We start from the raw sequence: 23,259 nt of genomic DNA, 5'->3' as shown, positions 1-23,259 counted from the left end.
ATGTTTGGCTATCATTTTTTACATTTATTCACTGCGCCCTGTAAAATAATAATCCGCTATTTCTGCCACCTTTACTTCAGGAAAAAAAATGAAATTGATAACCCGTATTGCCTTTGCCACGCTGTTGACCACCGGTTTCTCTATCACGGCTCAGGCCGCAGACGTTAAGGCGGCGCCAGCACCGGCGCAGGATCCTATTGTTCAGCACTTAAAACTTACCAACGATCAGGTTGCGAAAATTAAAAGCCTGCATCAGCAGTTGGAGAGTAATGTCCAGCAGATTTCCCAACAGGAAATTAAAGACGGGGCTCTGATAAACGTGATTGATTCCGGTAAATGGGATGAAAAAGCGGTCAACGATCAGCTGGCGGCCTTCAGCAAGATTGATCAGCAGGTGCGTTATTACCGCGTGAAGTACTATTTTGAGGTGAATAAGGTACTGACGCCGGAGCAGCGCACGCAGGTGAAAAAAGATCTTGCCGACGCGCTGAGTGAATAATGCCATCGGCCCCTCGCGGGGCCGATATCTTCTTCAGGCCATTAATGAAAATCAACCCAGCCATTTTGCCGTTTCAGGCGAGACTTTCTTCATCCCGCAGGCGGATCTCCGCTTCGGCAACAATGGCTTCCAGTTCGCTAAGCATCTCATCATAACCAAAGCTGGCGGCCCCGGCGACTTGCGGTTGCACCGGGGCTAACGGCGTTGGTGACGCCTTTTTTCTGTTTTTCTTCTTACTCACTGACAGACTCCATCACTTCCGTTGTTACACCGGTAAATCTATCAGCAAAGCGCGCAGCGGCGTATCGGCGACGAGGGTAATGTTAGCTTCGTCACGAATAAATGCGCCGTCACCGCAGGTGAGAGCCTGCTTTTGCTGTTCCTGTGCGACGGCATGGACGGAGCCGTGAATCGACTGCAGGTAGGCGCGTGGACCATGTAATTGCACGTTGATCTGCTCACCTTTCTCCAGCGCGATATGGTAGACCCAGGCCTGTTGGCGAAGCTGGAGGCTGTTATCCCCGCCCTCCGGAGAGGCCAGCAGCTGCAGCGTCGCGTCTGCGACATTGATTTTCTGCTGCAGCGGGTTTTCCCGCTGCGGGCAGGCATCAAGCCAAAGTTGCATTCGCGTTAACGACTGCTCTTTACTCAGATTATGCTCGCTATAGCTCACGCCAGGCTGGGTGGCGATCAGCAGCGCTTCACCGGCTTTGGCCTGCATGTGGTTGCCGTCGCTGTCGCGATACTCCGCTTCGCCTTCCAGAATCAGGTTCAGGATATCGACTTTTGGGTACGTTCTGGCCTGGAAGGAAGCGCCGGGCGCCAGCACTTCCTGGTTGAGGACGCGCAAGGATGCGAAGCCCAGTAATTTCGGGTCGAAGTAGTGGCCAAAGGAGAAGGTGTAGCGGGCCTGCAGCCAGCCGAAGTCTGCTTGTCCGCATTGTTTGGCTGTTCGGGTAGTAATCATGTTCTTGACCTCTCTTTACACTAAATCAATGGTAAAGGTATGGACGCTGTATTGTTAGCCAGATATTCTGCCCGGTATGTTCAAATTTCCTGAATGAGAAAGCGATGGCCAAAGAGAGAGCATTAACGCTGGAAGCGTTACGCGTGATGGATGCGATCGACCGGCGCGGAAGCTTCGCTGCCGCAGCTGATGAGCTGGGACGCGTGCCTTCCGCCCTGAGCTACACCATGCAAAAACTGGAGGAGGAACTGGACGTGGTGCTGTTTGACCGCTCAGGTCATCGCACGAAGTTCACTAACGTTGGAAGAATGCTGCTGGAGCGCGGGCGCGTGCTGCTTGAAGCGGCGGATAAACTCACCACCGATGCTGAAGCCCTGTCGCGTGGTTGGGAAACCCACCTGACGATCGTTACCGAAGCGCTGGTGCCCACTCCGGATCTGTTTCCGCTGATTGAGAAACTGGCGACTAAATCAAACACCCAGCTGTCGATTATCACTGAGGTGCTGGCCGGCGCCTGGGAGCGGCTGGAGCAGGGGCGGGCGGATATCGTTGTCGCACCGGATATGCATTTTCGTTCCTCTTCGGAGATTAACTCGCGCAAACTCTATTCGGTGCTCAGCGTGTACGTCGCGGCGCCGGATCACCCGATCCATCAGGAGCCGGAGCCGCTCTCTGAGGTTACCCGCGTGAAATACCGCGGCGTCGCGGTGGCGGATACCGCGCGCGAGCGGCCCGTTCTCACCGTTCAACTGCTGGATAAACAGCCGCGTTTAACGGTGAGTACGATAGAAGATAAACGTCAGGCGCTACTGGCCGGACTGGGCGTGGCGACTATGCCCTATCCGCTGGTGGAGAAGGATATTGCCGAAGGTCGCCTGCGGGTCGTCAGCCCGGAATACACCAATGAAATTGACATTATCATGGCCTGGCGACGGGACAGTATGGGCGAAGCGAAGTCCTGGTGTCTGCGTGAGATCCCCAAGCTGTTTGCCGGCAGATAGTGATGAAGACGCTCCTCCCGCTAGCGGGAGGAGCAGGAAGATTAGTAGGAAAAGGGTTTCGGATCGGGCCCGAAGCGATTATTGCCTTCGGTGCCGCGCTGGCAGTTAAAGATCAGGATCACCAGCCAGCCGATGACCGGGATCAACAGCAGCAATAGCCACCAGGCCGAACGATCGGTGTCATGCAGACGGCGAAATTGCACCGCCCACCACGGTAAAAAGACCAGTACGCCATAGATAGTGGTCAGAATGCCTTCGCCGCCAGCCCGCTGCCAGCCCAGCATTTTATCGATGATGCTCAATACGCCGGTCAGGATGAGGTTGACCAGAATAAACATCCAGTACTCTTTGCGCCGCGCACGGCCGCCAAATCCTATATAGTTTTTTAATACCTTGAGATACCAGTCCATTTCTACGCCTCAATTAACCGTCAATCACTTGTTTTTTAAGCGATCACAATAAGAATAGACGTGAATGAATGGTGGGTAAATATCTGTTTTCTGAATTATTGGGCGCCATCACTGGCGCCCGACAGATCAACGGAAGCGCTGATCGCGACCGTGCGGTTCGTTGAGATCCTGCTGCGGCCCAATGGAAATAATACCGGTAGGGTTAATGGTTTTATGGCTGCGGTAATAGTGGTGACGGATATGCGGAAAACTCACCGTCTCGGCGATACCCGGCATCTGGTAGATGTCGCGCAGGAAACCGTACAGATTGAGGTAATCGCTGATGCGCCGTTTATCGCATTTAAAATGGGTCACATATACCGGGTCGAAGCGTACCAGCGTTGTCCACAGGCGAATGTCGGCTTCCGTTAGCTGATTGCCCGTCAGATAGCGATGCTGGCCGAGGATCTGCTCCAGCCGCTCCAGCGAGGTAAAGACCGCATCCACCGCTTCGTCGTAAGCTTGCTGGCTGGTGGCAAAGCCGGCTTTATACACGCCGTTGTTGACGTTGTCATAGATCCAGCCGTTCAGCTCATCGATTTGTTCCCGCAGCGCTGGCGGGTAGTAATCCCCGGCCCGGGCGCCAAGGCCATCGAAGGCGGTATTGAACATGCGGATGATTTCTGCCGACTCATTGCTGACGATGGTCTGCTGTTTTTTATCCCACAGCACCGGCACGGTCACGCGTCCGGTGTAGTGCGGGTCGGCGTGCAGATACAGCTGATAGAGAAAGTCATGCTGGTAGAGGGTATCGCCGGTGGCTTCCGGGAAGCTATCGTCAAAGGTCCAGCCGTTTTCCAGCATCAGCGGATTGACCACGGATACGGGGAGAAAAGGCTCCAGACCTTTTAATTTACGCATAATTAACGTGCGATGCGCCCACGGGCAGGCGAGAGAAACATACAAATGATAGCGATCCTTTTCCGCGGCAAAACCGCCTTCACCGCTGGGGCCAGCCGCGCCGTCGGCGGTCAGCCAGTTACGGAAGGCGGAAACGGAACGTTTAAAACGCCCACCGGTGGATTTTGTGTCATACCAGGTATCCTGCCAGACGCCGTCAACTAATTGTCCCATCTTTGCTCCTCCTTCAGACTACAGATAGCAAAAGCGAGGAGTGGTCTCCTCGCTTTTTTCATTCATTCAGTATAGTGCGCTTACCATTTCTTATTCAGTACACGGTCAATACTGAAGGCGCCCGGTCCGGTAATGGCCAGCAGCAGGTAACCGCCCGCAATGGTCAGGTTCTTCATGAACATCAGGGAGTTCACGCCTTCCGCAAAGTTGCTATGGAACAGGAACGCGGTCAGCAGCGTAAAGCCCGCAGTGAACAGCGCGGTGGTCCGGGTCAGGAAACCGAACAGAATCGCCAGACCGCCGCCGAACTCAAGGAGGATGGTCAGCGGCAGCAGCGCACCCGGGACGCCCATGGCTTCCATATACTGCTGGGTTCCCGCATAACCGGTGATTTTGCCCCATCCTGCAGTGATAAACAGAATCGGCATCAGAATACGCGCTACCAATACACCAACATCTTCTAATTTTTTCATTTGTTACTCCAGAAAACCCAAAGGGCGGCGGTTTTGTTTTTTAGTGCAATCCCGCGTAGTTACGCGGTGTCGCTGTCGATGGAGAGGATAGTAGCGAGGCGGAGAGGGAATTGTTAGCAAGGAAAACTGTAGATCTATTTCAAAGTTTCTGAGCAATCAGTACGCGGAGGCGAAAGTGTACCGAACGCGATGGGCCACCACCGGTCCTGGTATGGCGTGAGGTAAAGGGCGTCGTAGAGAAGGGCGCGCTACGGAAAAGGCGCATGTTGCTGCGAACAGCGTGCAGTAAGGGACAGGGAAATGGCAGAGCGTGGGCGCCAGGGAAAGCGCCCACGCTCAGGGCCGCTAGCGAACTGCCGACTGGCGCAGGATCCCGCGCACCAGGCGCCAGGTGCTCCAGAGTCCGAGTCCGCGTTTGGTCCAGCGCATTAAAAAATGCGGATGTCGTACGGACCATACGGCCATCAGACCGCTGCCAACCATCAGCCACGAACGTAAACTCAGCAGCGTATGCCAGCCGCGGTCGAAGGGCGCAGTCGCCTCGTGCCAGTGACGGCGGCAGGCGCTGAGCTCCAGCCGTTGCTGCTGGATCTGGCGCAGCAGCTGCGTCTTTTGCCGTTCACGCTCCTGTCGGCCATTCACGATTTATCCTCCTCCAGAAGGGCACGGTCGTTCTCCAGCTCTTTACGCGTTAGACGCAGCAGCGTGGAGCGGCGCGCCTTACGTAGGGTTAGGATACCCACGATCGCGGCGGCGAGGAGCAGCACAACGGTGGTGGCGATCATCACGTGCAGGCGGTACTGAGCGTCAACGGCCCAGATAACCAGCACCAGCAGACTCATGAGGCCAAACGCGGCAAACAGCAGCGTCAGTCCGGTCATGATCAGCAGCTGGAAGAGGTTGGCTTTCTCCTCCTCCAGCTCCACGACGACCAGACGCAGCCGCGTTTCCACCATTTCGACCAGCAGCGTGACGATGCGCTGACCAATGGAGAAAACGCGCTGACCCGGTCCCTGCGTGTGTTGAGTATTCGCCATAATCAGCGACGCGACAGCAGGACACCCAGCACCAGCCCGACGGCGGCGCCAATTCCTACCCCAGTCCACGGATTTTCGCGAACATAATCATCCGCTCGCGCGGCGGTCTCACGAGTTTGACGAAGAATCGCTTCGCTGGTTTCACCCAAACGAGCGCGGCTCTCTTTCAGCGCGCTCTCGGCTTTACTGCGCAGTTTACCCATCTCTTCTTTCGACTTGTCCGCCGAGGAATTTAGTACTTCCTCCAGGGTATCCGCCAGCGTTTTCAGTTCTGCACGAAGGTCGTCAGTCACATTCTCTTTAGCCATGTCGTTCTCCTGTAGCGTGGTCCGTGTTGCGAAAGTTAATGGTGATTAGTAATCCCGAGACTCCAGCGTTTTTAACTCCTGTTGCGCTTCATTGAGTTTATGCTGGCGTTTGTTAATTTTGTCCGCATCGCCTTTCTTCCGGGCTTCCTGCAGATCGCGCTGACGTTCAGCGATCTCTTCCCGCTGTTTGGCAATTTTTTGCTGATGATCGGCTTTAAGTTTACTGTCGCTACAGTTTTCCCGAACCTGACGTAGCGCGGTATTTAGCCCATCAATGCGACTTTGATTATGATGCTTTTCGGCGTAGCTGATCTCTCGTTGAATATCCTGCTCTTTTTCCTGGCAGGGAGAGGCGGCTAGGGCGCTGGCGCTAAGTGAAGTCAGGACCAGAAGCAGAGCGATGCGGTGTTTCATGGATAGTACCTTCCATTGTCTGAGGGGATACCCGGAGGATATACCCGTTCCCGTTGGTGAACGTGAATGCGTTGATTCCCGCAGGTTTAAGCATAGTAACAAATGCGGGAAACCACCAGACTGGGTTAAAAACGCAGTCTGGCGGCAGCTTACCCGAGGCGATGCGGCGCGTCGCGCAGGCGGGATAGCCAGGCGGTGGGCGAGTTATCGTCCTCCAGAAGGGCAATAATATAACCATGTGGCAGAGCGCGGCCGAGAACTTCTTTCGCCGCCGCGCCCTGGGCGGTGGAATCGAACTTAATCAGCAGACCATCCTTCTGTGGCGTGATGCTTTTAAAGCGGATGCCGTTGGCATCGAGATGATGCCAGACGGAGAAACCGTCCGGCATTCCGATACCCTGGCCAACCGGGCGTATCGCCAGCGTGGCCTCCTGCTGCTGCACCGCCAGCCAAAGCCAGAACAGGGCGCCGAGCAGAAGAGAACCACCCAGCAGCCAGCTGAACTGGCGCAGGGAAGGGCGTTTCATGACCATCATTAGCCCCGGCTTCTGTATTTTTTCTTCCACAGTACCACCAGCGAGCCGATCAGTCCGAAGACCAACAGGGCAACCGGCAGGAGCATCAGGCAGGACATCAGCTGATCTTCATACTTGAGGAATACCGGGGTTTTACCCAGCAGATAGCCAAGCGAGGTCAGGATGAGCACCCACAGCAGGCCGCTCATCCAGTTGAAAAACTGAAAACGGGCGTTATTAAGGCCGGAAAGCCCGGCGATGGTGGGCAGCAGCGTGCGTACGAAGGCGATAAAGCGGCCGATCAGCAGCGCGGAGAGCCCATGCTTATGAAACAAGTGATGCGCACGCTGGTGATAGTGCGAAGGCAGGTGTGACAGCCAGTTTTGCACGATCCGCGTATTACCCAGCCAACGCCCCTGAATATAGCTTAGCCAGCAGCCGAGGCTGGCGGCGGCGGTGAGCAGCAGCAAAGTTTCCGGAAAACCCATCGCCCCTTTGGCGATCAGCACGCCCACGAGCACGAGCAGACTATCCCCCGGTAAAAACGCGGCAGGCAATAACCCGTTCTCAAGGAACAAAATCATAAACAAGACAAAATACAGCATGCCTATCATGGAGGGATTCGCGAGCGTTTCGTAATCCTGAGCCCACAAGGCATTCAATAACTGGGTAAATAGTTCCATTCACGATTCCTGGTACATCGGTTAACGGCACGTCTGAGCGCGTGGCATATAGGGCGACAAGATTTTTATGAGATTATGGTCGCTGCTTAGGCGCTCTGAACGCTTCCCTGTATAAGACTGAAGTAAGTAAATACCTACCCCCAGAACGACAAAATGCATCTAATTGTAACAAATCACCTGACTTTCCGTCAGAGAAATTGCAACGTGTTGCTCGTTGATTTTGCTGATTGCGGAGATGGGAGGCGAGAGGATTTACACAGGCTGACACTATATATGACTTGCTTACTCCAGCCTCACTGTCAGACAGGCGCGCAGGGGGGCGCGCCGGAGGGATAAGGCCTTATTTCGCGGCGTTGACTGCGGTATCGAGATGAACGACTGGGTTTTCGGCAAATAAGTAGCGATCGGCATTAAATTCAAAGTCATCGCTGGTTTCGTTGAACAACATTTGCTTGGTATTTTCCAGATGCTGCCACATCGCCAGCTTGGCGGCGTTGGGATCTTTTCGCAGCAGAGCTTTCAGGATTTGATCGTGGTCGTCGCACCAGTTATCGACCGTACGCAGGTCGATATGCTCATGCAGCTTTTTCCAGTAGGGGTTATGCACGCGCTGGGTCCACATCTTTTCCACGATCGCCGCCAGCGCGCTGTTCTGCGTCGCCAGCGCCACCTGGACGTGAAACTGCAGGTCCCACTCGGAGTCGCGGAAACATTTCTCGTTACGCGCTTTCTCCTGAATCTCCATCAGCTTCATGATGTCCTGTTTGGTCACCTGAGTCGCCGCGAATTCGGCAATATTGCTTTCAATTAGCTGCCGCGCCTGCAGCAGTTCAAAGGGGCCATAGTTGGCGAACTCAAGGCTTTCATCGGCCACCTGCTGGTATTTCGGATGGTTGGAGATAACGTGGATACCCGACCCTTTGCGGACTTCGACATACCCTTCCACTTCCAGCATGATAATGGCTTCACGAACCACGGTGCGGCTGACGTTTTTTTCATCGGCGATGAAGCGCTCGGCGGGCAGCTTATCCCCTACAAGGTAGACACCTTGTTCGATGCGCGTCTTCAGCTCAGCGGCAAGCTGCTGATATAGACGGCGTGGTTCAATGATTTCCATATTCGCTCCCGGAAGATGGCGACAATATTCGATTTGTTATACCACTTTTACGCGCTTTCCACCACTGGCAGGCATGAAAAAGCCGCCTGAGAAGGCGGCTTGATCGGCGATTACCTTGCCATTCGATCTAACTCTGCGTGACCGGTTTGCGGCTGCTAAGCGGCGTCGAGTCATCGTCAGCCGGTTTGTTTTTCAGCACCGTCCAGATAACCAGCGCGCCCAGCAGGTCAAAGACGGCCAGTACCGCAAACAGCGGGCTAAAGCCGATGGTGTCTGCCAGCGCGCCGACGACCAGGGCGAACATGGTGCTCGCCAGCCAGGCGGCCATCCCGGTCAGACCGTTAGCGGTAGCGACTTCGTTACGGCCAAAGACGTCGGAAGAGAGGGTAATCAGCGCCCCGGACAGCGCCTGGTGAGCGAACCCGCCGATGCACAGCAGGGCAATCGCCACGTACGGGCTGGTGAACAGGCCGATCATCCCCGGGCCAATCATCAGCAGGGCGCCCATGGTGACCACCATTTTACGCGACACGATCAGGTTGACGCCAAACCAGCGCTGGAACAGCGGCGGCAGATATCCGCCGACGATGCAGCCGAGGTCGGCGAACAGCATCGGCATCCAGGCGAACATGGCGATCTCTTTCAGGTTAAAACCGTAAACTTTGAACATGAACAGCGGGATCCAGGCGTTAAAGGTCCCCCAGGCCGGCTCAGCGAGGAAGCGAGGCAGGGCGATACCCCAGAACTGACGGTTGCGCAGGATTTGCCACGGCGACATTTTCTTCGCGTTATTGGTCTGATGCTGAGACTCCTGACCGCCAATGATGTAGTCACGTTCTTCGTCAGATAATTTTTTCTGGTCGCGCGGGTGTTTGTAGAAGATAAGCCAGGCGATAGCCCAGGCGAAGCTCAATACCCCGGAGATGATGAACGCCATCTGCCAGCTGTGCATGACAATCGCCCACACCACCAACGGCGGCGCGATCATGGCGCCAATAGAGGAACCCACGTTGAAGTAGCCCACCGCGATAGAGCGCTCTTTTGCCGGGAACCACTCTGAGCTGGCCTTCAGGCCGGCGGGGATCATTGCGGCCTCCGCTGCGCCGACTGCGCCACGGGCCAGCGCCAGTCCACCCCAGCTGCCGGCCAGCGCCGTTGAGCCGCAGAATACCGCCCAGGCGATGGCGAAGAAGGCATAGCCAATTTTGGTCCCCAGAATATCAAGGACATACCCCGCGACGGGCTGCATAACGGTATAGGCAGCGGAATAGGCTGCAATGATATAGGAGTACTGTTGGGTCGAAATGTGTAACTCTTCCATCAGCGTCGGCGCGGCCGCCGCTACGGTGTTACGGGTCAGGTAGCCCAGCACGGTGCCCAGCGTCACCAGCGCGATCATGTACCAACGTAACCCTTTAATTTTACGCATGTAAACCTCATCGTCTGTTATCTTTCCGCATCAGGTGCGGCCTTTACCGAGCGCAATAAGCGGCCGGGAAAGCGAAACGGAGGATTCAGGAGGGTAGTCCCCTCTGGCCTGAACCTTACCATCAGTTGTTATGTTGAAAGTCGGTATCCATTCCGTATAAGCCGATGCCATAAGCACCGGTAATGCATTCCGTCGGTTTATATGTTGCGACGGCAGAAAGATAACTTGTCATACAACTTTAAAAGTTGAGAGCTGTCACAAAAGTGGGAAAGTTAGTGTGGTCTTTATCCCTTGCCTGGAAAGCCAGAGATGGCGCGCTCTGGCGAGGTGTTTTGCTCCAGGGCGGTCATTTTTTTATCGACGTTTATTGATCTAACTCACGAAAAACAGTTCGGTCTGTAGAAATTGGTGTGATAACTTTGTCAGCATTGTAGTCAATCATCTGAAAGGCTCCCGCACTGGAGCGAAGAGGACACGCGAATGACATCGTTTATGACTGAAGATTTTCTACTTGATACCGAGTTTGCCCGCCGTCTGTACCATGATTACGCCAAAGATCAGCCGATTTTCGACTACCACTGCCACCTTCCGCCGCAGCAGGTTGCCGAAAACTATCGCTTTAAAAACCTGTATGACATCTGGCTGAAAGGCGATCACTATAAATGGCGCGCAATGCGCACTAACGGCGTGCCGGAGCGTCTGTGTACCGGTGATGCGTCCGATCGCGAGAAATTTGACGCCTGGGCGGCCACGGTTCCGCACACTATTGGCAACCCGTTATACCACTGGACCCATTTAGAGCTGCGTCGACCTTTTGGTATTACAGGTAAGCTGTTGTCGCCATCCACCGCCGATGAGATCTGGGACCAGTGTAATGATTTGCTGGCTCAGGATGCCTTCTCCGCCCGCGGAATCATGAAACAGATGAATGTGAAGATGGTCGGTACCACCGACGATCCGATTGATTCTCTTGAGCACCACGCGGCTGTCGCCAAAGACAACTCCTTTGACATCAAAGTGCTGCCGAGCTGGCGCCCGGATAAAGCCTTCAACATCGAGTTGGCGACCTTCAATGATTATATGGCTAAGCTGGGCGAGGTATCCGATACCGATATTCGCCGCTTCGCTGACCTGCAAAGCGCCCTGACCAAACGTCTGGATCATTTTGCCGCACACGGCTGCAAAGTCTCCGATCATGCGCTGGACGTGGTGCTGTTTGCCGAAGCGACCGACGCCGAGCTGGATGACATTCTGGCGCGCCGCCTGGCTGGCGAGACCCTTAGCGAACACGAAGTGGCGCAGTTCAAAACCGCGGTGCTGGTGTTCCTCGGCGCAGAGTATGCCCGTCGCGGCTGGGTCCAGCAGTACCACATTGGCGCGCTGCGTAACAACAACCTCCGTCAGTTCAAACTGTTAGGGCCAGACGTCGGCTTCGACTCGATCAACGATCGTCCGATGGCGGAAGAGCTGTCTAAGCTGCTGAGCAAGCAGAACGAAGAAAACCTGCTGCCGAAAACGATTCTCTACTGCCTGAACCCGCGTGATAACGAAGTGCTGGGCACCATGATCGGTAACTTCCAGGGTGAAGGCATGCCAGGCAAGATGCAGTTCGGCTCCGGCTGGTGGTTCAACGATCAGAAAGACGGTATGGAGCGGCAGATGACCCAGCTGGCGCAGCTCGGGCTGCTGAGCCGCTTCGTCGGGATGTTGACCGACAGTCGCAGCTTCCTCTCCTACACGCGCCACGAATACTTCCGCCGCATTCTGTGCCAGATGATCGGCCGTTGGGTGGCTGCCGGCGAAGCGCCTGCGGATATCGCGCTGCTGGGCGAGATGGTGAAAAACATTTGCTTTAACAATGCGCGTGACTATTTCGCCATTGAACTGAACTAAGGCCAGAGGTCGGTTGATATGCAATACATCAAAATCCATTCGCAGGATAACGTCGCGGTCGCGCTGACGGATATCGCTGCCGGTAGCGTGGTGACGATTGATAATGACTCGGTCACCCTCGGCCAGGATATCGTTCGCGGCCACAAGTTTGCACTGCGCGCTATCGCGAAAGGGGAAAACGTCGTTAAGTACGGGTTGCCGATTGGCCATGCGCTGGCGGATATCGCGCCGGGCGAGCATGTTCATGCGCACAATACGCGCACCAATCTCAGCGACCTTGACGCGTATCGCTATCAACCGGACCTGGTTGCCCAACCGCCACAGCCTGCGGATCGCGAAGTGCAGATTTATCGTCGCGCTAACGGTGACGTCGGCGTGCGCAATGAGCTGTGGATCCTGCCGACCGTCGGCTGCGTCAACGCGATGGCCAGACAAATGCAGAACCGTTTCCTGAAAGAGACGTATGGCGCTGAGGATATCGATGGGGTACATCTCTTCAGCCACACCTATGGCTGCTCGCAGCTTGGGGACGACCATATCAACACTCGCACCATGCTGCAAAATATGGTTCGTCACCCGAACGCCGGGGCGGTGCTGGTGGTTGGCCTTGGCTGTGAAAACAACCAGGTGGAGGCCTTTCGCGAGACGCTGGGCGAGTTTGACCCGCAGCGCGTGCACTTTATGGTTTGCCAGCATCAGGACGATGAAGTGGAGGCGGGGGTTGAGCATCTGCATCAGCTGTATGAAGTGATGCGTCAGGATAAACGCCAGCCGGGCAAGCTCAGCGAGCTGAAGTTTGGCCTCGAGTGCGGGGGATCGGACGGCCTGTCGGGCATTACCGCTAATCCGATGCTGGGCCGCTTCTCAGACTATGTGATCGCCAACGGCGGCACTACCGTGCTGACCGAAGTGCCGGAGATGTTCGGCGCTGAACAGTTGTTGATGAGCCACTGCCGCGACGAAGCGACCTTCGACAAGCTGGTGACCATGGTCAATGACTTTAAGCAGTACTTTATTGCTCACGACCAGCCTATTTACGAAAACCCCTCGCCGGGTAATAAGGCCGGAGGGATCACTACCCTCGAAGATAAGTCGCTGGGCTGTACTCAGAAAGCGGGCTCCAGCCAGGTGGTGGATGTTCTGCGCTACGGCGAGCGCCTGAAGGTTCATGGTCTGAATTTACTGAGCGCGCCGGGCAACGACGCGGTCGCCACCAGCGCGCTGGCCGGCGCCGGCTGCCATATGGTGCTGTTCAGCACCGGTCGCGGCACGCCGTACGGCGGCTTTGTGCCAACGGTGAAGATCGCCACCAACAGCGAGCTGGCGGCGAAGAAAAAGCACTGGATCGACTTTGATGCCGGGCAGCTGCTCCACGGCAAAACGATGCCGCAGCTGCTGGAAGAGTTTGTGGATGCCATTGTAGCCTTCGCCAACGGTAAACCGACCTGTAATGAGCAGAATGACTTCCGCGAGCTGGCCATCTTTAAAAGCGGTGTTACCCTGTAAAGGCGTATTTGCGTTGGCGCCCAGAGGCTTGGTTTGTGTATCGGCCTGATAGCGTAGCGCCATCGGGCTCGTAACAGCGGCGTTTCAGCCAGTGAAGCGCCGTTTGTTTTTTTCAGTCAGGGAGCTTACATGACCGCGTATTGGCTGGCCCAGGGGGTCGGCGTCATCGCCTTTCTTATCGGCATTACCACCTTTATCAACCGCGATGAACGCCGTTTCAGGCTACAGCTGGCGGTCTATAGCGCTATTATCGGCGTTCATTTTTTCCTGATGGGCGCCGGGCCGGCTGGAATGAGCGCCGGGCTCAATGCGCTTCGCACGGTCATTTCCTTACGCACCCGTAGTCTGTGGGTGATGACAGTCTTTATCCTCCTGACGTTGATTCTAGGCCTGGGTAAACTGCAGCATGCCATGGAGCTGCTGCCGATCATTGGCACCGTCGCCAGCACCTGGGCGCTGTTTCGCTGCAAAGGGCTAACCGTCCGCTGCGTGATGTGGTGCTCCACCGCCTGCTGGGTCACGCATAATCTGTGGTTGGGTTCCATTGGCGGGACGCTGATAGAAGGCAGTTTCCTGATCGTCAACGGGCTGAACATCATTCGCTTCCGCCGGATGCAAAAGCGCGGTATCGATCCGTTTAAGGTTGAAAACGCAGTACAGGAAGAGAGCCCCTCCGCCCGATAGCGGAGGGGAAAGGCGTTATCCGCGCAGGGCGTTTTTCGCCAGCTGGTCGTCTTCCGCCATGCAGGCCGCGGCGGTAAACAGGGCGTCGGTGGAGGAGTTCAGCGCGGTTTCGCAGGAGTCCTGCAGCACGCCGATAATAAAGCCAACGGCAACCACTTGCATCGCCACATCGTTCGGGATCCCAAACATATTACAGGCCAGCGGGATCAGCAGCAGCGAGCCGCCCGCCACGCCGGAGGCGCCGCAGGCGCACAGCGAAGCGACCACGCTCAGCAGCAGCGCCGTCGGCAGATCCACCGGAATATTCAGCGTATGCACCGCCGCCAGCGTCAGCACGGTGATGGTGATTGCCGCGCCTGCCATATTGATGGTCGCCCCCAGTGGAATAGAGACCGAATAGGTATCGCGATCCAGATTCAGCTTCTCGCACAGCGCCATATTCACTGGAATGTTGGCGGCGGAACTGCGGGTGAAGAACGCGTAAACGCCGCTTTCGCGCAGGCAGGTGAGCACCAGCGGATAGGGGTTGCGGCGGATCTTCCAGAACACCAGCAGCGGGTTAATCACCAGCGCTACCAGCAGCATACAGCCCACCAGCACCAGCAGCAGCTGGGCATAGCCCCACAGGGTCTCGAAACCGGTGGTCGCCAGGGTGGAAGATACCAGGCCGAAGATCCCCAGCGGCGCAAAGCGGATCACCACTTTAACGATAAAGGTCACCGCGTGGGAGACGTCGTTGATCAGGTTTTTGGTGGTGTCGTTACCATGACGCAGGGCGAAGCCAAGCCCCACCGCCCACACCAGAATGCCGATATAGTTGGCGTTCAGCAGAGCGTCGATCGGGTTGGACACCATGCTCATCAGCAGGCCGCGCAGCACCTCAACAATCCCCGACGGCGGCGTGATGCTGTCGGCGGCGGTGGTTAAGTGCAGGGTCGAGGGAAAGAGAAAACTGAACAACACCGCGGTCAGCGCCGCGCTAAAGGTGCCCAGCAGATAGAGAAACAGAATGGGGCGTATACTGGTTTTTTGTCCGTGCTGATGGTTGGCGATCGAGGCCATGACAAGCATCAATACCAGCACCGGCGCTACCGCTTTTAACGCGCCGACGAACAGGGTCCCCAGCAGACCGACGGCGATAGCCGCAGGCTTAGAGACCAGCGCCAACAGTACGCCAAGCACCAGGCCGATTAAAATTTGTTTCACCAGGCTGCCTTGCGCCAGGCGGGAGAGCCACCCTGATGAGGGAGTGCGTGTTGTCATAATTCATTCCTTCCAGTGATGTAGCAAGCCATCCCAGCCACGTATTATTTTTTACGTTTATGTCAGGATGTAAGTAGATGTTTGCATAGTCGAGTATACGGAAAGAAAGACTGGCGGGAAGCGTAAAATACTGTGATTTTAATATGGATCTTATTTTTTAACTGCGTAGTAACATAATTGTGACATGAGCAGGTATTCTCGTTACGAGAACGTCTGCTATAGCTGATTACCGCGCCGCCAGCGAGGGCCGACGGCGCGGTAGCAGATTACTCTGGCAGTTTGCGCTGCTTGTCGTGCTGCCTGTTGACCCAGGCGTTAATCAGCAGCGTGGCGGCCAGGATGCCGCCCACCACGCCCAGCGAGATGGCAACCGGGATATGGTAGAAGTCGACGATCAGCATCTTCACGCCAATAAACACCAGGATCACCGACAGACCGTATTTGAGCATCGAGAAGCGCTCAGCGACCCCCGCCAGCAGGAAGTACATGGCGCGCAGGCCGAGGATGGCGAACAGGTTCGAGGTCAGCACGATAAACGGATCGGTGGTGACCGCGAAGATTGCCGGGATACTGTCGACGGCGAAAATCACGTCGCTCAGTTCCACCAGAATCAGCACCAGCAGCAGCGGGGTGGCGAACAGCACCCCGTTTTTACGGGTGAAGAAGCGCTCGCTCTCGATTTTATCGGTCATCCGCAGATGGCTGCGGATCCAGCGCACCAGCGGCTTATCGCCGATGCCGGAGTCGTCCTCCTTCGCCAGCGCCATCTTCACGCCGGTAAACAGCAGGAAGGCGCCAAAGACGTACAGCAGCCAGTCGAACTGCGAAATCAGCCAGCTGCCGGCGAAGATCATAATGGTACGCAGAACGATCGCGCCCAGTACGCCATACACCAACACCCGGCGCTGCAGAGCAGGCGGTACGGCGAAATAGCTGAACAGCATCAACCAGACGAAGACGTTATCGACCGCCAGCGCTTTTTCAATCAGATAACCGGTGAGGAAGGCTAAGGCCTGCGGATCGGCGACGGCCCGGCCCTGAGTTTGCACCAGATACCACCAGAAGGCGGCGTTGAACAGCAGAGAAAGCGTGACCCAGAGGATTGACCAGCCAGCGGCCTGCTTCATGGTCATGCTATGTGAACCGCGTCGTCCCTGAAGCAGCAGGTCGATTGCCAACATGATCGCGACAACGACAGCGAATCCACCCCATAGCAACGGCGTGCCGACAGTATTCATTTGATATTCCTTACATAAAAACAAAACGGCTGACGTCGGAAGACGGCAGCCGCTGCGCTTTTATGCATAGACCTCGCCTTCCGGCAAGGTCTCACTTACAACAACCAAAGTACATCGCGATGGGCTTTGGTTATTGCCCGGCGACCGGATGCGGTATTGCACGCATCGTAATGACGATCAACCGGCAAGGAAGTTACTCCCCTTTGCACGTAACAAAATATGTCACAGGGCGGTTTTCGTCAATGGCGGCCGGTCAGGCCTTTACACTCTTTTACGCCAGCGGCTGCGTATCGGCCGGGAAGATCACCCCGGTCTGGCGACGAATTTCGCTGGACAGTTTGGCGGTGATCCGGCTCACCGCCAGGCCCGGGTGATCCACATCCTGTGTCTCCACCAGCCGCGCAAAGGTCTCCGCCTCATACAGCATGGTATTAATGTGCTGGGGCTGCGTCAGGTCCTGGGCTTTACCGCCGCGCGGCACAAACGCCAGCTTCTGACATTCGGAGATTTTTTCGATCACTAACGCGCCGTCTTCGCCCTGAATTTCACTGGGGATCGCGGAATCGCTAACTTTGGAGTGATGCAGCGTCACGTCGAAGTCGCCATAGCTCAGCACCACGGTGCCCTGGGCGTCTACGCCGCTGTCCAGCAGGCTGGCGGTGGCAAGAACGGCCCGTGGCTCGCCCCACAGCGCCACAGCGGACGCCAGGCAATAGAAGCCGATATCCATAATCGAACCGTTAGAGAACGCCGGGTTAAAGGTGTTGGGGTTTTCGCCGTCAAGGTAGCGCTGATAGCGCGAGGAGTACTGACAGTAGTTGATAAAGGCTTTGCGTAGTTTGCCCACTTTAGCGAGCGTTTCTTTCAGTAGGAGAAAGTTAGGCAGACTGGCGGTTTTAAAGGCTTCAAACAGCACCACGTTATTTTCTTTCGCCAGCGCTATCGCCGCCTCGACTTCCTGCAGGTTCGACGCCAGCGGCTTTTCGCAAATGACGTGCTTCTTATGGCTCAGGAACAGCCGGGTCTGCGGAAAGTGCAGCGAGTTCGGGCTGGCAATATAGACCGCGTCAACGTCAGGGCTCTGTGCCAGTTCATCGAGCGAGGTAAACAGATGCTCGACAGGATAGTCTTTGGCGAAGGCTTGCGCCTGTTCGAGGCTGCGGGAGTAGATGGCGGTAAGTTTATATTTGCCGGTTTCATGGGCGGCATCGACAAACTGCTTGGTGATCCAGTTTGTGCCAACAACTGCGAAACGTATCATAAACGTTGACGAACTCCGTTAAAGGGAACCTGCCGCCACTCTATCATGCCGTCATGACAAAACCAGTGCGTCACTACGCAGAACGATTTAACGAAAGGTGCGTCAGCCACAGGCGGGTGTCGAACTCCAGCTGGTGGTACTGCGGCTCCATATGGCAGCACAGCTGATAGAAAGCCTTGTTGTGATCCTTCTCTTTCAGATGCGCTAGTTCATGAACCACGATCATCCGCAGAAAGGCTTCCGGCGCGTCGCGAAATACCGTCGCCACGCGAATTTCCGCTTTAGCTTTCAGCTTACCGCCCTGCACGCGGGAAATGGCGGTATGCAGGCCGAGCGCATTGTTCAGCACGTGGATCTTACTGTCATACATCACTTTGTTGATCGGCGCCGCGCCGCGCAGAAAGCGGTTTTTCAAGTCCTGGGTGTACTGATACAGCGCTTTATCGCTGTTAACGTCGTGCCCTTGCGGATAGCGCTTTTGCAGCACCTCGCCGAGGCGGCCTTGCTCGATTAACGTGGTCACCTGCGCCAGCAGCGATTCAGGATAGCCCTGTAAATAAATGAGTTTTGTCATCGTCTTATCATTATGTCTGTCAGGAGGGCAGTTCAGCCACGGTCATGGTAAAGACCAGCGGCGCGGTACCCTCATTGCGGTAACCGTGCTCTATTTCGGTGCGGGCCACCGCCGATTCCCCGGCCGCCACCGTGCGGCAGGTCTCGCCAAGCGTCAGCGTCAGCGCGCCGGCTTCCACGTGCAGCAGCTCGAAGGTTGTTGCCGGGTGGCCGGGCGAGGCAAAGGCTTCGCCGGGCTGCATCTCCCAGCGCCACAGCTCAATCATATTCGGCCCGGCGGTGCCGGCGAGGAGCCTGGCGCTGCCCCCCAGCGGGCCTTGCCAGAGGGTGGGGATCTGCTCGGCGGGAATAATATGCAACGCGGGTTCGCTTGCCACATTGACAATATCCGCTACCGATACGCCCAGCGCGGCGGCGAGTTTGCAGAGGATCGCAATGCTGGGATTGGCGGCCTCTTTTTCCATCTCGACCAGCATACCTTTGCTGATGCTGGCCCGGCGCGACAGCTCGTCCAGCGACATTTTTTTCGCTTTACGGTAGGCCTTCAGCCGCGTGGCGACGGCGCGACTTACCTGGTCGACATCAGATCCTGAATCGGTCGTTATATTGACTTTTACGTTCATTGGTCACTATGATGAAACAAATTGGTTATTACAGGATTATCGAATGCGTAGCGTAACGCCGTCAATCGAATCTGCGGTCAGCCGCCTGGCGCCGGGCTTTCGGGCATTAAGTATTGTGGTGGAGAGCGCGCCGGTGGCCGATCCCGCCGTCGCGGAGCAGGCGCTGGCCGAGGCCTGCCTGGCGGTGCAGCAGGATGATGTGCCCTGGGCGCAAGCGCACCTGGCGGCATGGGATGAAGCGTTCAGCGCCTTCGGCGCGAAGGCGAAACGTACCCCCTGTTCGGCGCAGGCGCTGCGCAAGCGGGTGCTGAAAGAGGGGAGCCTGCCGGCCATCGATCCGGTGGTGGATATCTACAACGCGATCAGCATTCGCTATGCCGTCCCGGTCGGTGGGGAAAATCTGGCCGCCTACCGTGGCGAACCGCGGCTGGCCATTGCCCGCGGCGATGAGCCATTCGATACGCTAAAATCGGCAGAGCCGGTAGTGGAATATCCGGAGCCGGGCGAAGTCATCTGGCGGGATGATATAGGCGTAACCTGCCGACGCTGGAACTGGCGACAGGGCGTGCGCACCCGGCTGGACAGCGGCGCGCAGACGATGTGGTTTATTCTCGAAAGCCTGCCGGCGATGCCGTTGTCGGCCCTGCATGAGGCGGGAGAGCGGCTGGTAGGTTATCTGCAGCAGCTGATGCCCGGCGCTCGCGCGTCGATAACGCTGCTGCGAGCCGATGACGAGGGCGATCTACGCTGAGCGGCGATGATCAGCGATCTCTCTTCAACTGGACAGGATTTGCGTATAAACTCGCGGGTTTTACTATTCCGGAGGCGGAGAGGCGATGAGCCAGGCAGAGTTAAACGGTGAGTTATTCACATTAGAGCGGTTCCCACCTAACGCTGAAGAAGAAGCGCTTCAGGCATGGGAAGCGGCGGATGAATATCTGCTGCAACAGGTGAATGACGTCGACGGCCTGACGCTCATCTTCAACGACGGCTTCGGCGCGCTCGCCTGCGCGCTGGCGGAGCGCAACCCGGTCAGTATCAACGACTCCTTTATTTCCGAGCTGGCGACCCGCCACAACCTGCGGATGAACGGTATCGATGAAGAGAGCGTGCGCTTTCAGGATAGCCTGAGCCCGCTACCGGCCGCGCCGGCGCTGGTGCTGATTAAGGTGCCAAAACAGCTGGCGCTGCTGGAACAGCAGCTGCGCGCCCTGCGCGAAATAGTTACGCCGGAAACCCGCATCATCGCCGCGGCGAAAGCCCGTGATGTGCACAACTCGACGCTGGCGCTGTTTGAAAAAATCCTCGGCACCACCACCACCTCGCTGGCGTGGAAAAAAGCGCGTCTGATCCGCTGCGTTTTCACCGCTCCTGAGCTTGCCGATGCGCCGCAAACCTACAGCTGGAAGCTGGACGGCACGCCGTGGACCATCCATAACCACGCCAACGTTTTTGCCCGCAGCGGGCTGGATATCGGCGCGCGTTTCTTCCTGCAGCATTTACCGTCTGATCTGGAAGGCGAGATCGCCGATCTCGGCTGCGGCAATGGGGTGATTGGCCTGCAGGCGCTGGCGCAAAATCCAAACGCCAGCGTGATGTTCACCGATGAGTCGCACATGGCGGTGGCTTCCAGCCGGTTGAACGTCGAGCGTAACCTGCCGGACGATATCGCACGCTGTGAATTCATGGTCAACAACTCGCTCTCCGGCATTGAGCCCGACCGCTTTACGGCGATTCTGTGTAATCCGCCGTTCCATCAGCAACACGCTATTACCGACCATATCGCCTGGCAGATGTTTAACGATGCCCGCCGCAGCCTGAAATACGGCGGCGAGCTGTACGTCGTCGGCAACCGCCACCTCGATTACTTCCGTAAGCTGAAGCGCGCGTTTGGTAATTGCACGACGATTGCGACGAACAATAAGTTTGTCATTTTGAAAGCAACCAAGGTGCGTAAGCAGCGCTGATTCTTGTCGCGGTTTCCCCCGGCTCGCGGCTGTCGCCTTAGCCGGGCTAGCGTACGGGATTATCGTGGTAGCCCGGGGAAGGCGCATCGCGCCGCCCCCGGGACAGGGCTAAATCGCCAGCGCCAGTTTAGTGCCCTGGGCAATCGCCCGACGCGCATCCAGCTCCGCCGCCACGTCGCAACCGCCGATGAGATGCACCGTTTTCCCCGCCGCGCGCAGCGGATCCGCCAGCTCGCGGCGCGGTTCCTGACCGGCGCAGATCACCACCTGATCGACCGCCAGCAACTGGAGCTCGCCGCCGATAGTCACATGTAGCCCTTCATCATCGATCTTTTCATAGCTGACCGCCGGGATCATTTTCACGCCGCGCGCCAGCAGCGTCGCGCGGTGGATCCAGCCGGTGGTTTTGCCGAGCCCTTCGCCCGGTTTGCTGGCTTTGCGCTGCAGCATCACAATCTGTCGCGGGCTTTTACTCAGTTGCGGGCCTTCAGCACTCAGCCCTCCCGCCGTTTGCAGGCTGGTATCGATACCCCATTCGCGGCAGAACTCGCCGATATCCTGGCTGGTGGCCGCGCCCGACTGGCTTAAAAACATCGCGGTGTCGAAGCCGATGCCGCCGCAGCCGATAATCGCCACCTTCGCGCCAACCGGCGCTTTATCGCGCAAGACATCAAGGTAGCTCAGCACTTTTGGATGATCGATCCCGTCGATCGCCGGCAGGCGCGGGGCGATACCGGTGGCGAGGATCGTCTCATCGAACGCCAGCAGATCGTCTGTCGTGACGCGGGTGTTCAGGCGTAGATCGACACCATGAAGATCGAGCATGGTGCGGTAGTAACGCAGCGTCTCGTGAAACTCCTCTTTGCCGGGGATCTGTTTGGCGATATTAAACTGACCGCCGATCTCCGGGAGCGCATCAAACAACGTGACGTGATGACCGCGGGCGGCAGCGTTTACGGCGAAGGCCAGACCGGCAGGCCCGGCGCCGACCACCGCCAGCCGTTTAGGCGCGTTGGCCGGCAGGACCGGCATCAGGGTTTCATGACACGCGCGCGGGTTGACCAGACAGGAGGTGACTTTGCCGACGAAGATCCGATCGAGACACGCCTGATTGCAGCCGATGCAGGTGTTGATCTGATCGGCGCGATCGTCCTGCGCTTTTGATATAAATTCGGCGTCGGCAAGGAACGGGCGGGCCATCGATACCATATCGGCATCGCCGCGGGCGAGAATTTCCTCCGCGACCTGCGGATCGTTAATGCGGTTGGTGGTGATCAACGGGATCGACACCGCGCCCTTCAGCTTGCGGGTGACCCAGCTGAAAGCTCCGCGCGGTACCGACGTGGCGATGGTCGGAATGCGCGCTTCGTGCCAGCCAATCCCGGTGTTGATGATGGTCGCTCCCGCCGCTTCAATCGCTTTGGCCAGTTCGGTGACTTCCGCCAGCGTGCTGCCGTCGTTGACCAGATCGAGCATCGACAGACGGTAAATGATAATGAAATCGTGGCCGGCGCGCTGGCGCACCGCCTTCACCACCTCTACGGCGAAACGCATGCGCCTGGCATAATCGCCGCCCCATTGGTCGTCGCGCTGGTTAGTGCGCGCGGCGAGAAATTCGTTAATCAGATAGCCCTCAGAGCCCATCACCTCGACGCCGTCATAGCCCGCTTCGCGCGCCAGCTGGGCGCAGTGGGCAAAATCATCGATCAGCGTCAGGATCTCATCGTGGCTCAGTTCATGGGGGGTAAAACGGTTGATCGGCGCCTGTAGCGCCGAGGGGGCCACCAGCGCGGGCTGGTAGCTGTAACGGCCGGTGTGCAGGATCTGCAGAGCGATTTTGCCGCCTTCCTGATGTACCGCATCGGTAATATGGCGATGATGCGCCAGATGGCTGGCGTCGTTGAGTACCGCGCCGCCGGCCATGGTGACGCCAGAGGGCGCCGGAGCGATGCCGCCGGTGACGATCAGCGCCACGCCGTGACGGGCGCGCTCGGCGTAAAAGGCCGCCAGCCGCTGCGCGCCGTCCGGCAGCTCTTCCAGCCCGGTGTGCATCGAGCCCATCAACACGCGGTTTTTGAGCGTTGTGAAGCCCAGCTCAAGCGGGGCGAAAAGCGACGGATAGCGGCTCATAGTGGCTTCCAATGTAAAATTATTGTTATGTGGTCGGATGAGTTACTAATTTAGCCATCGTGGAGAAAAAGGGAAAAGGGGAGTGCGGTGATTGTGATGGGATTCAAAGAACGGCGAAGCGTTGCCCCACACCCCGGCCCTCTCCCAAAGGGAGA

At 57.0% G+C, this 23,259-nt stretch carries 26 protein-coding genes; 7 read left to right on the top strand and 19 right to left on the bottom strand.

Annotated elements, in window-relative coordinates; translation table 11 throughout:
- Positions 1–88 precede the first annotated feature (88 nt).
- Positions 89–499: a Spy/CpxP family protein refolding chaperone gene (locus VZP09_RS17755; protein WP_004149907.1), complete on the top strand. Its 411-nt coding sequence runs from the start codon at positions 89–91 to the stop codon at positions 497–499.
- A 73-nt stretch (positions 500–572) separates the two neighbouring features.
- Here VZP09_RS17755 and VZP09_RS17750 read toward each other — a convergent pair whose 3' ends face one another.
- The gene (locus tag VZP09_RS17750) at positions 573–740 is read right to left on the bottom strand and encodes a hypothetical protein (protein WP_002917926.1); all 168 of its coding nucleotides are present in this window, start codon (positions 738–740) and stop codon (positions 573–575) included.
- Between the two features lie 24 nt (positions 741–764).
- Positions 765–1,466: a pirin family protein gene (locus VZP09_RS17745; protein ID WP_048333144.1), complete on the bottom strand. Its 702-nt coding sequence runs from the start codon at positions 1,464–1,466 to the stop codon at positions 765–767.
- A gap of 104 nt (positions 1,467–1,570) precedes the next feature.
- On the opposite strand from VZP09_RS17745, the gene VZP09_RS17740 reads away from it, so the two are divergent.
- A complete protein-coding gene (locus VZP09_RS17740) occupies positions 1,571–2,467 on the top strand; it encodes a LysR family transcriptional regulator (protein WP_004144865.1) in 897 nt (298 codons plus the stop codon).
- A gap of 41 nt (positions 2,468–2,508) precedes the next feature.
- Here VZP09_RS17740 and VZP09_RS17735 read toward each other — a convergent pair whose 3' ends face one another.
- The 11 genes from VZP09_RS17735 to VZP09_RS17685 all read right to left on the bottom strand — a co-directional run bounded on the left by VZP09_RS17735 (position 2,509) and on the right by VZP09_RS17685 (position 9,966).
- Positions 2,509–2,877: a DUF805 domain-containing protein gene (locus VZP09_RS17735; RefSeq protein ID WP_002917923.1), complete on the bottom strand. Its 369-nt coding sequence runs from the start codon at positions 2,875–2,877 to the stop codon at positions 2,509–2,511.
- A 126-nt stretch (positions 2,878–3,003) separates the two neighbouring features.
- Entirely contained in the window at positions 3,004–3,990 is a 987-nt protein-coding gene (locus VZP09_RS17730; protein ID WP_002917922.1) for a glutathione S-transferase family protein, read from the bottom strand.
- 80 nt (positions 3,991–4,070) lie between these two features.
- Positions 4,071–4,463 carry a DoxX family protein gene (locus VZP09_RS17725; protein WP_002917920.1) on the bottom strand — a complete coding sequence of 131 codons (393 nt, stop codon included), beginning with the start codon at positions 4,461–4,463 and terminating at the stop codon, positions 4,071–4,073.
- A gap of 345 nt (positions 4,464–4,808) precedes the next feature.
- Positions 4,809–5,105 (bottom strand): YqjK-like family protein, encoded by a 297-nt coding sequence (locus VZP09_RS17720; RefSeq protein ID WP_048333143.1) that lies wholly within the window; start codon positions 5,103–5,105, stop codon positions 4,809–4,811.
- A complete protein-coding gene (locus tag VZP09_RS17715) occupies positions 5,102–5,500 on the bottom strand; it encodes a phage holin family protein (RefSeq protein ID WP_002917917.1) in 399 nt (132 codons plus the stop codon). Before VZP09_RS17715 ends, VZP09_RS17720 begins: the two co-directional genes overlap by 4 nt.
- Before the next feature lie 2 nt (positions 5,501–5,502).
- Positions 5,503–5,808 (bottom strand): DUF883 family protein, encoded by a 306-nt coding sequence (locus VZP09_RS17710; RefSeq protein WP_002917916.1) that lies wholly within the window; start codon positions 5,806–5,808, stop codon positions 5,503–5,505.
- A gap of 45 nt (positions 5,809–5,853) precedes the next feature.
- Complete coding sequence (locus VZP09_RS17705; RefSeq protein ID WP_004144860.1) at positions 5,854–6,222, bottom strand: DUF1090 domain-containing protein; 369 nt, start codon at positions 6,220–6,222, stop codon at positions 5,854–5,856.
- A 149-nt stretch (positions 6,223–6,371) separates the two neighbouring features.
- Positions 6,372–6,749 carry an EnvZ/OmpR regulon moderator MzrA gene (gene mzrA / locus VZP09_RS17700; protein ID WP_004218213.1) on the bottom strand — a complete coding sequence of 126 codons (378 nt, stop codon included), beginning with the start codon at positions 6,747–6,749 and terminating at the stop codon, positions 6,372–6,374.
- A gap of 8 nt (positions 6,750–6,757) precedes the next feature.
- Positions 6,758–7,420, bottom strand: a complete 663-nt coding sequence (gene yqjA / locus VZP09_RS17695; protein WP_002917909.1) for a DedA family general envelope maintenance protein YqjA — start codon at positions 7,418–7,420, stop codon at positions 6,758–6,760.
- Between the two features lie 340 nt (positions 7,421–7,760).
- The gene (gene exuR, locus VZP09_RS17690; protein WP_020803690.1) at positions 7,761–8,537 is read right to left on the bottom strand and encodes a transcriptional regulator ExuR; all 777 of its coding nucleotides are present in this window, start codon (positions 8,535–8,537) and stop codon (positions 7,761–7,763) included.
- 127 nt (positions 8,538–8,664) lie between these two features.
- The gene (locus tag VZP09_RS17685) at positions 8,665–9,966 is read right to left on the bottom strand and encodes an MFS transporter (protein WP_002917905.1); all 1,302 of its coding nucleotides are present in this window, start codon (positions 9,964–9,966) and stop codon (positions 8,665–8,667) included.
- A gap of 480 nt (positions 9,967–10,446) precedes the next feature.
- On the opposite strand from VZP09_RS17685, the gene uxaC reads away from it, so the two are divergent.
- The 3 genes from uxaC to VZP09_RS17670 all read left to right on the top strand — a co-directional run bounded on the left by uxaC (position 10,447) and on the right by VZP09_RS17670 (position 14,049).
- Positions 10,447–11,859, top strand: coding sequence for a glucuronate isomerase (gene uxaC / locus VZP09_RS17680; protein ID WP_002917899.1), 1,413 nt, complete (start codon positions 10,447–10,449; stop codon positions 11,857–11,859).
- An 18-nt stretch (positions 11,860–11,877) separates the two neighbouring features.
- A complete protein-coding gene (locus tag VZP09_RS17675) occupies positions 11,878–13,365 on the top strand; it encodes a UxaA family hydrolase (protein ID WP_002917898.1) in 1,488 nt (495 codons plus the stop codon).
- A gap of 129 nt (positions 13,366–13,494) precedes the next feature.
- On the top strand, positions 13,495–14,049 hold the full coding sequence (locus VZP09_RS17670) for a YgjV family protein (protein ID WP_002917897.1): 555 nt from the start codon (positions 13,495–13,497) through the stop codon (positions 14,047–14,049).
- Between the two features lie 15 nt (positions 14,050–14,064).
- Here the strand turns inward: VZP09_RS17670 and sstT are convergent, their stop codons facing one another.
- The 5 genes from sstT to VZP09_RS17645 form a co-directional block, all read right to left on the bottom strand.
- Positions 14,065–15,312, bottom strand: a complete 1,248-nt coding sequence (gene sstT, locus VZP09_RS17665; protein ID WP_002917895.1) for a serine/threonine transporter SstT — start codon at positions 15,310–15,312, stop codon at positions 14,065–14,067.
- Positions 15,313–15,578: 266 nt separating this feature from the next.
- Positions 15,579–16,550, bottom strand: coding sequence for a TerC family protein (locus VZP09_RS17660; protein WP_002917893.1), 972 nt, complete (start codon positions 16,548–16,550; stop codon positions 15,579–15,581).
- A gap of 271 nt (positions 16,551–16,821) precedes the next feature.
- Positions 16,822–17,811, bottom strand: coding sequence for a Gfo/Idh/MocA family protein (locus VZP09_RS17655; protein WP_004149902.1), 990 nt, complete (start codon positions 17,809–17,811; stop codon positions 16,822–16,824).
- Between the two features lie 73 nt (positions 17,812–17,884).
- Positions 17,885–18,385, bottom strand: a complete 501-nt coding sequence (locus tag VZP09_RS17650; RefSeq protein WP_004144843.1) for a M48 metallopeptidase family protein — start codon at positions 18,383–18,385, stop codon at positions 17,885–17,887.
- A gap of 19 nt (positions 18,386–18,404) precedes the next feature.
- On the bottom strand, positions 18,405–19,007 hold the full coding sequence (locus VZP09_RS17645) for a helix-turn-helix domain-containing protein (protein WP_004144842.1): 603 nt from the start codon (positions 19,005–19,007) through the stop codon (positions 18,405–18,407).
- Between the two features lie 43 nt (positions 19,008–19,050).
- Here VZP09_RS17645 and VZP09_RS17640 point away from each other — a divergent pair, with 43 nt between their 5' ends.
- Positions 19,051–19,758: a B3/B4 domain-containing protein gene (locus tag VZP09_RS17640; protein ID WP_002917889.1), complete on the top strand. Its 708-nt coding sequence runs from the start codon at positions 19,051–19,053 to the stop codon at positions 19,756–19,758.
- Positions 19,759–19,843: 85 nt separating this feature from the next.
- Positions 19,844–20,974: a 23S rRNA (guanine(1835)-N(2))-methyltransferase RlmG gene (gene rlmG / locus VZP09_RS17635; protein WP_328795310.1), complete on the top strand. Its 1,131-nt coding sequence runs from the start codon at positions 19,844–19,846 to the stop codon at positions 20,972–20,974.
- Positions 20,975–21,082: 108 nt separating this feature from the next.
- On the opposite strand, the gene VZP09_RS17630 is transcribed toward rlmG, so the two are convergent.
- Positions 21,083–23,104 (bottom strand): NADPH-dependent 2,4-dienoyl-CoA reductase, encoded by a 2,022-nt coding sequence (locus VZP09_RS17630; protein ID WP_094316082.1) that lies wholly within the window; start codon positions 23,102–23,104, stop codon positions 21,083–21,085.
- Positions 23,105–23,259: the final 155 nt, after the last annotated feature.

This window comes from Klebsiella sp. EMBS2024 (genome assembly GCF_036233805.1).
In the GTDB taxonomy this organism is placed as follows: Bacteria; Pseudomonadota; Gammaproteobacteria; order Enterobacterales; family Enterobacteriaceae; genus Klebsiella; species Klebsiella pneumoniae.
This window is presented reverse-complemented; position numbering and strand designations above follow the sequence as displayed.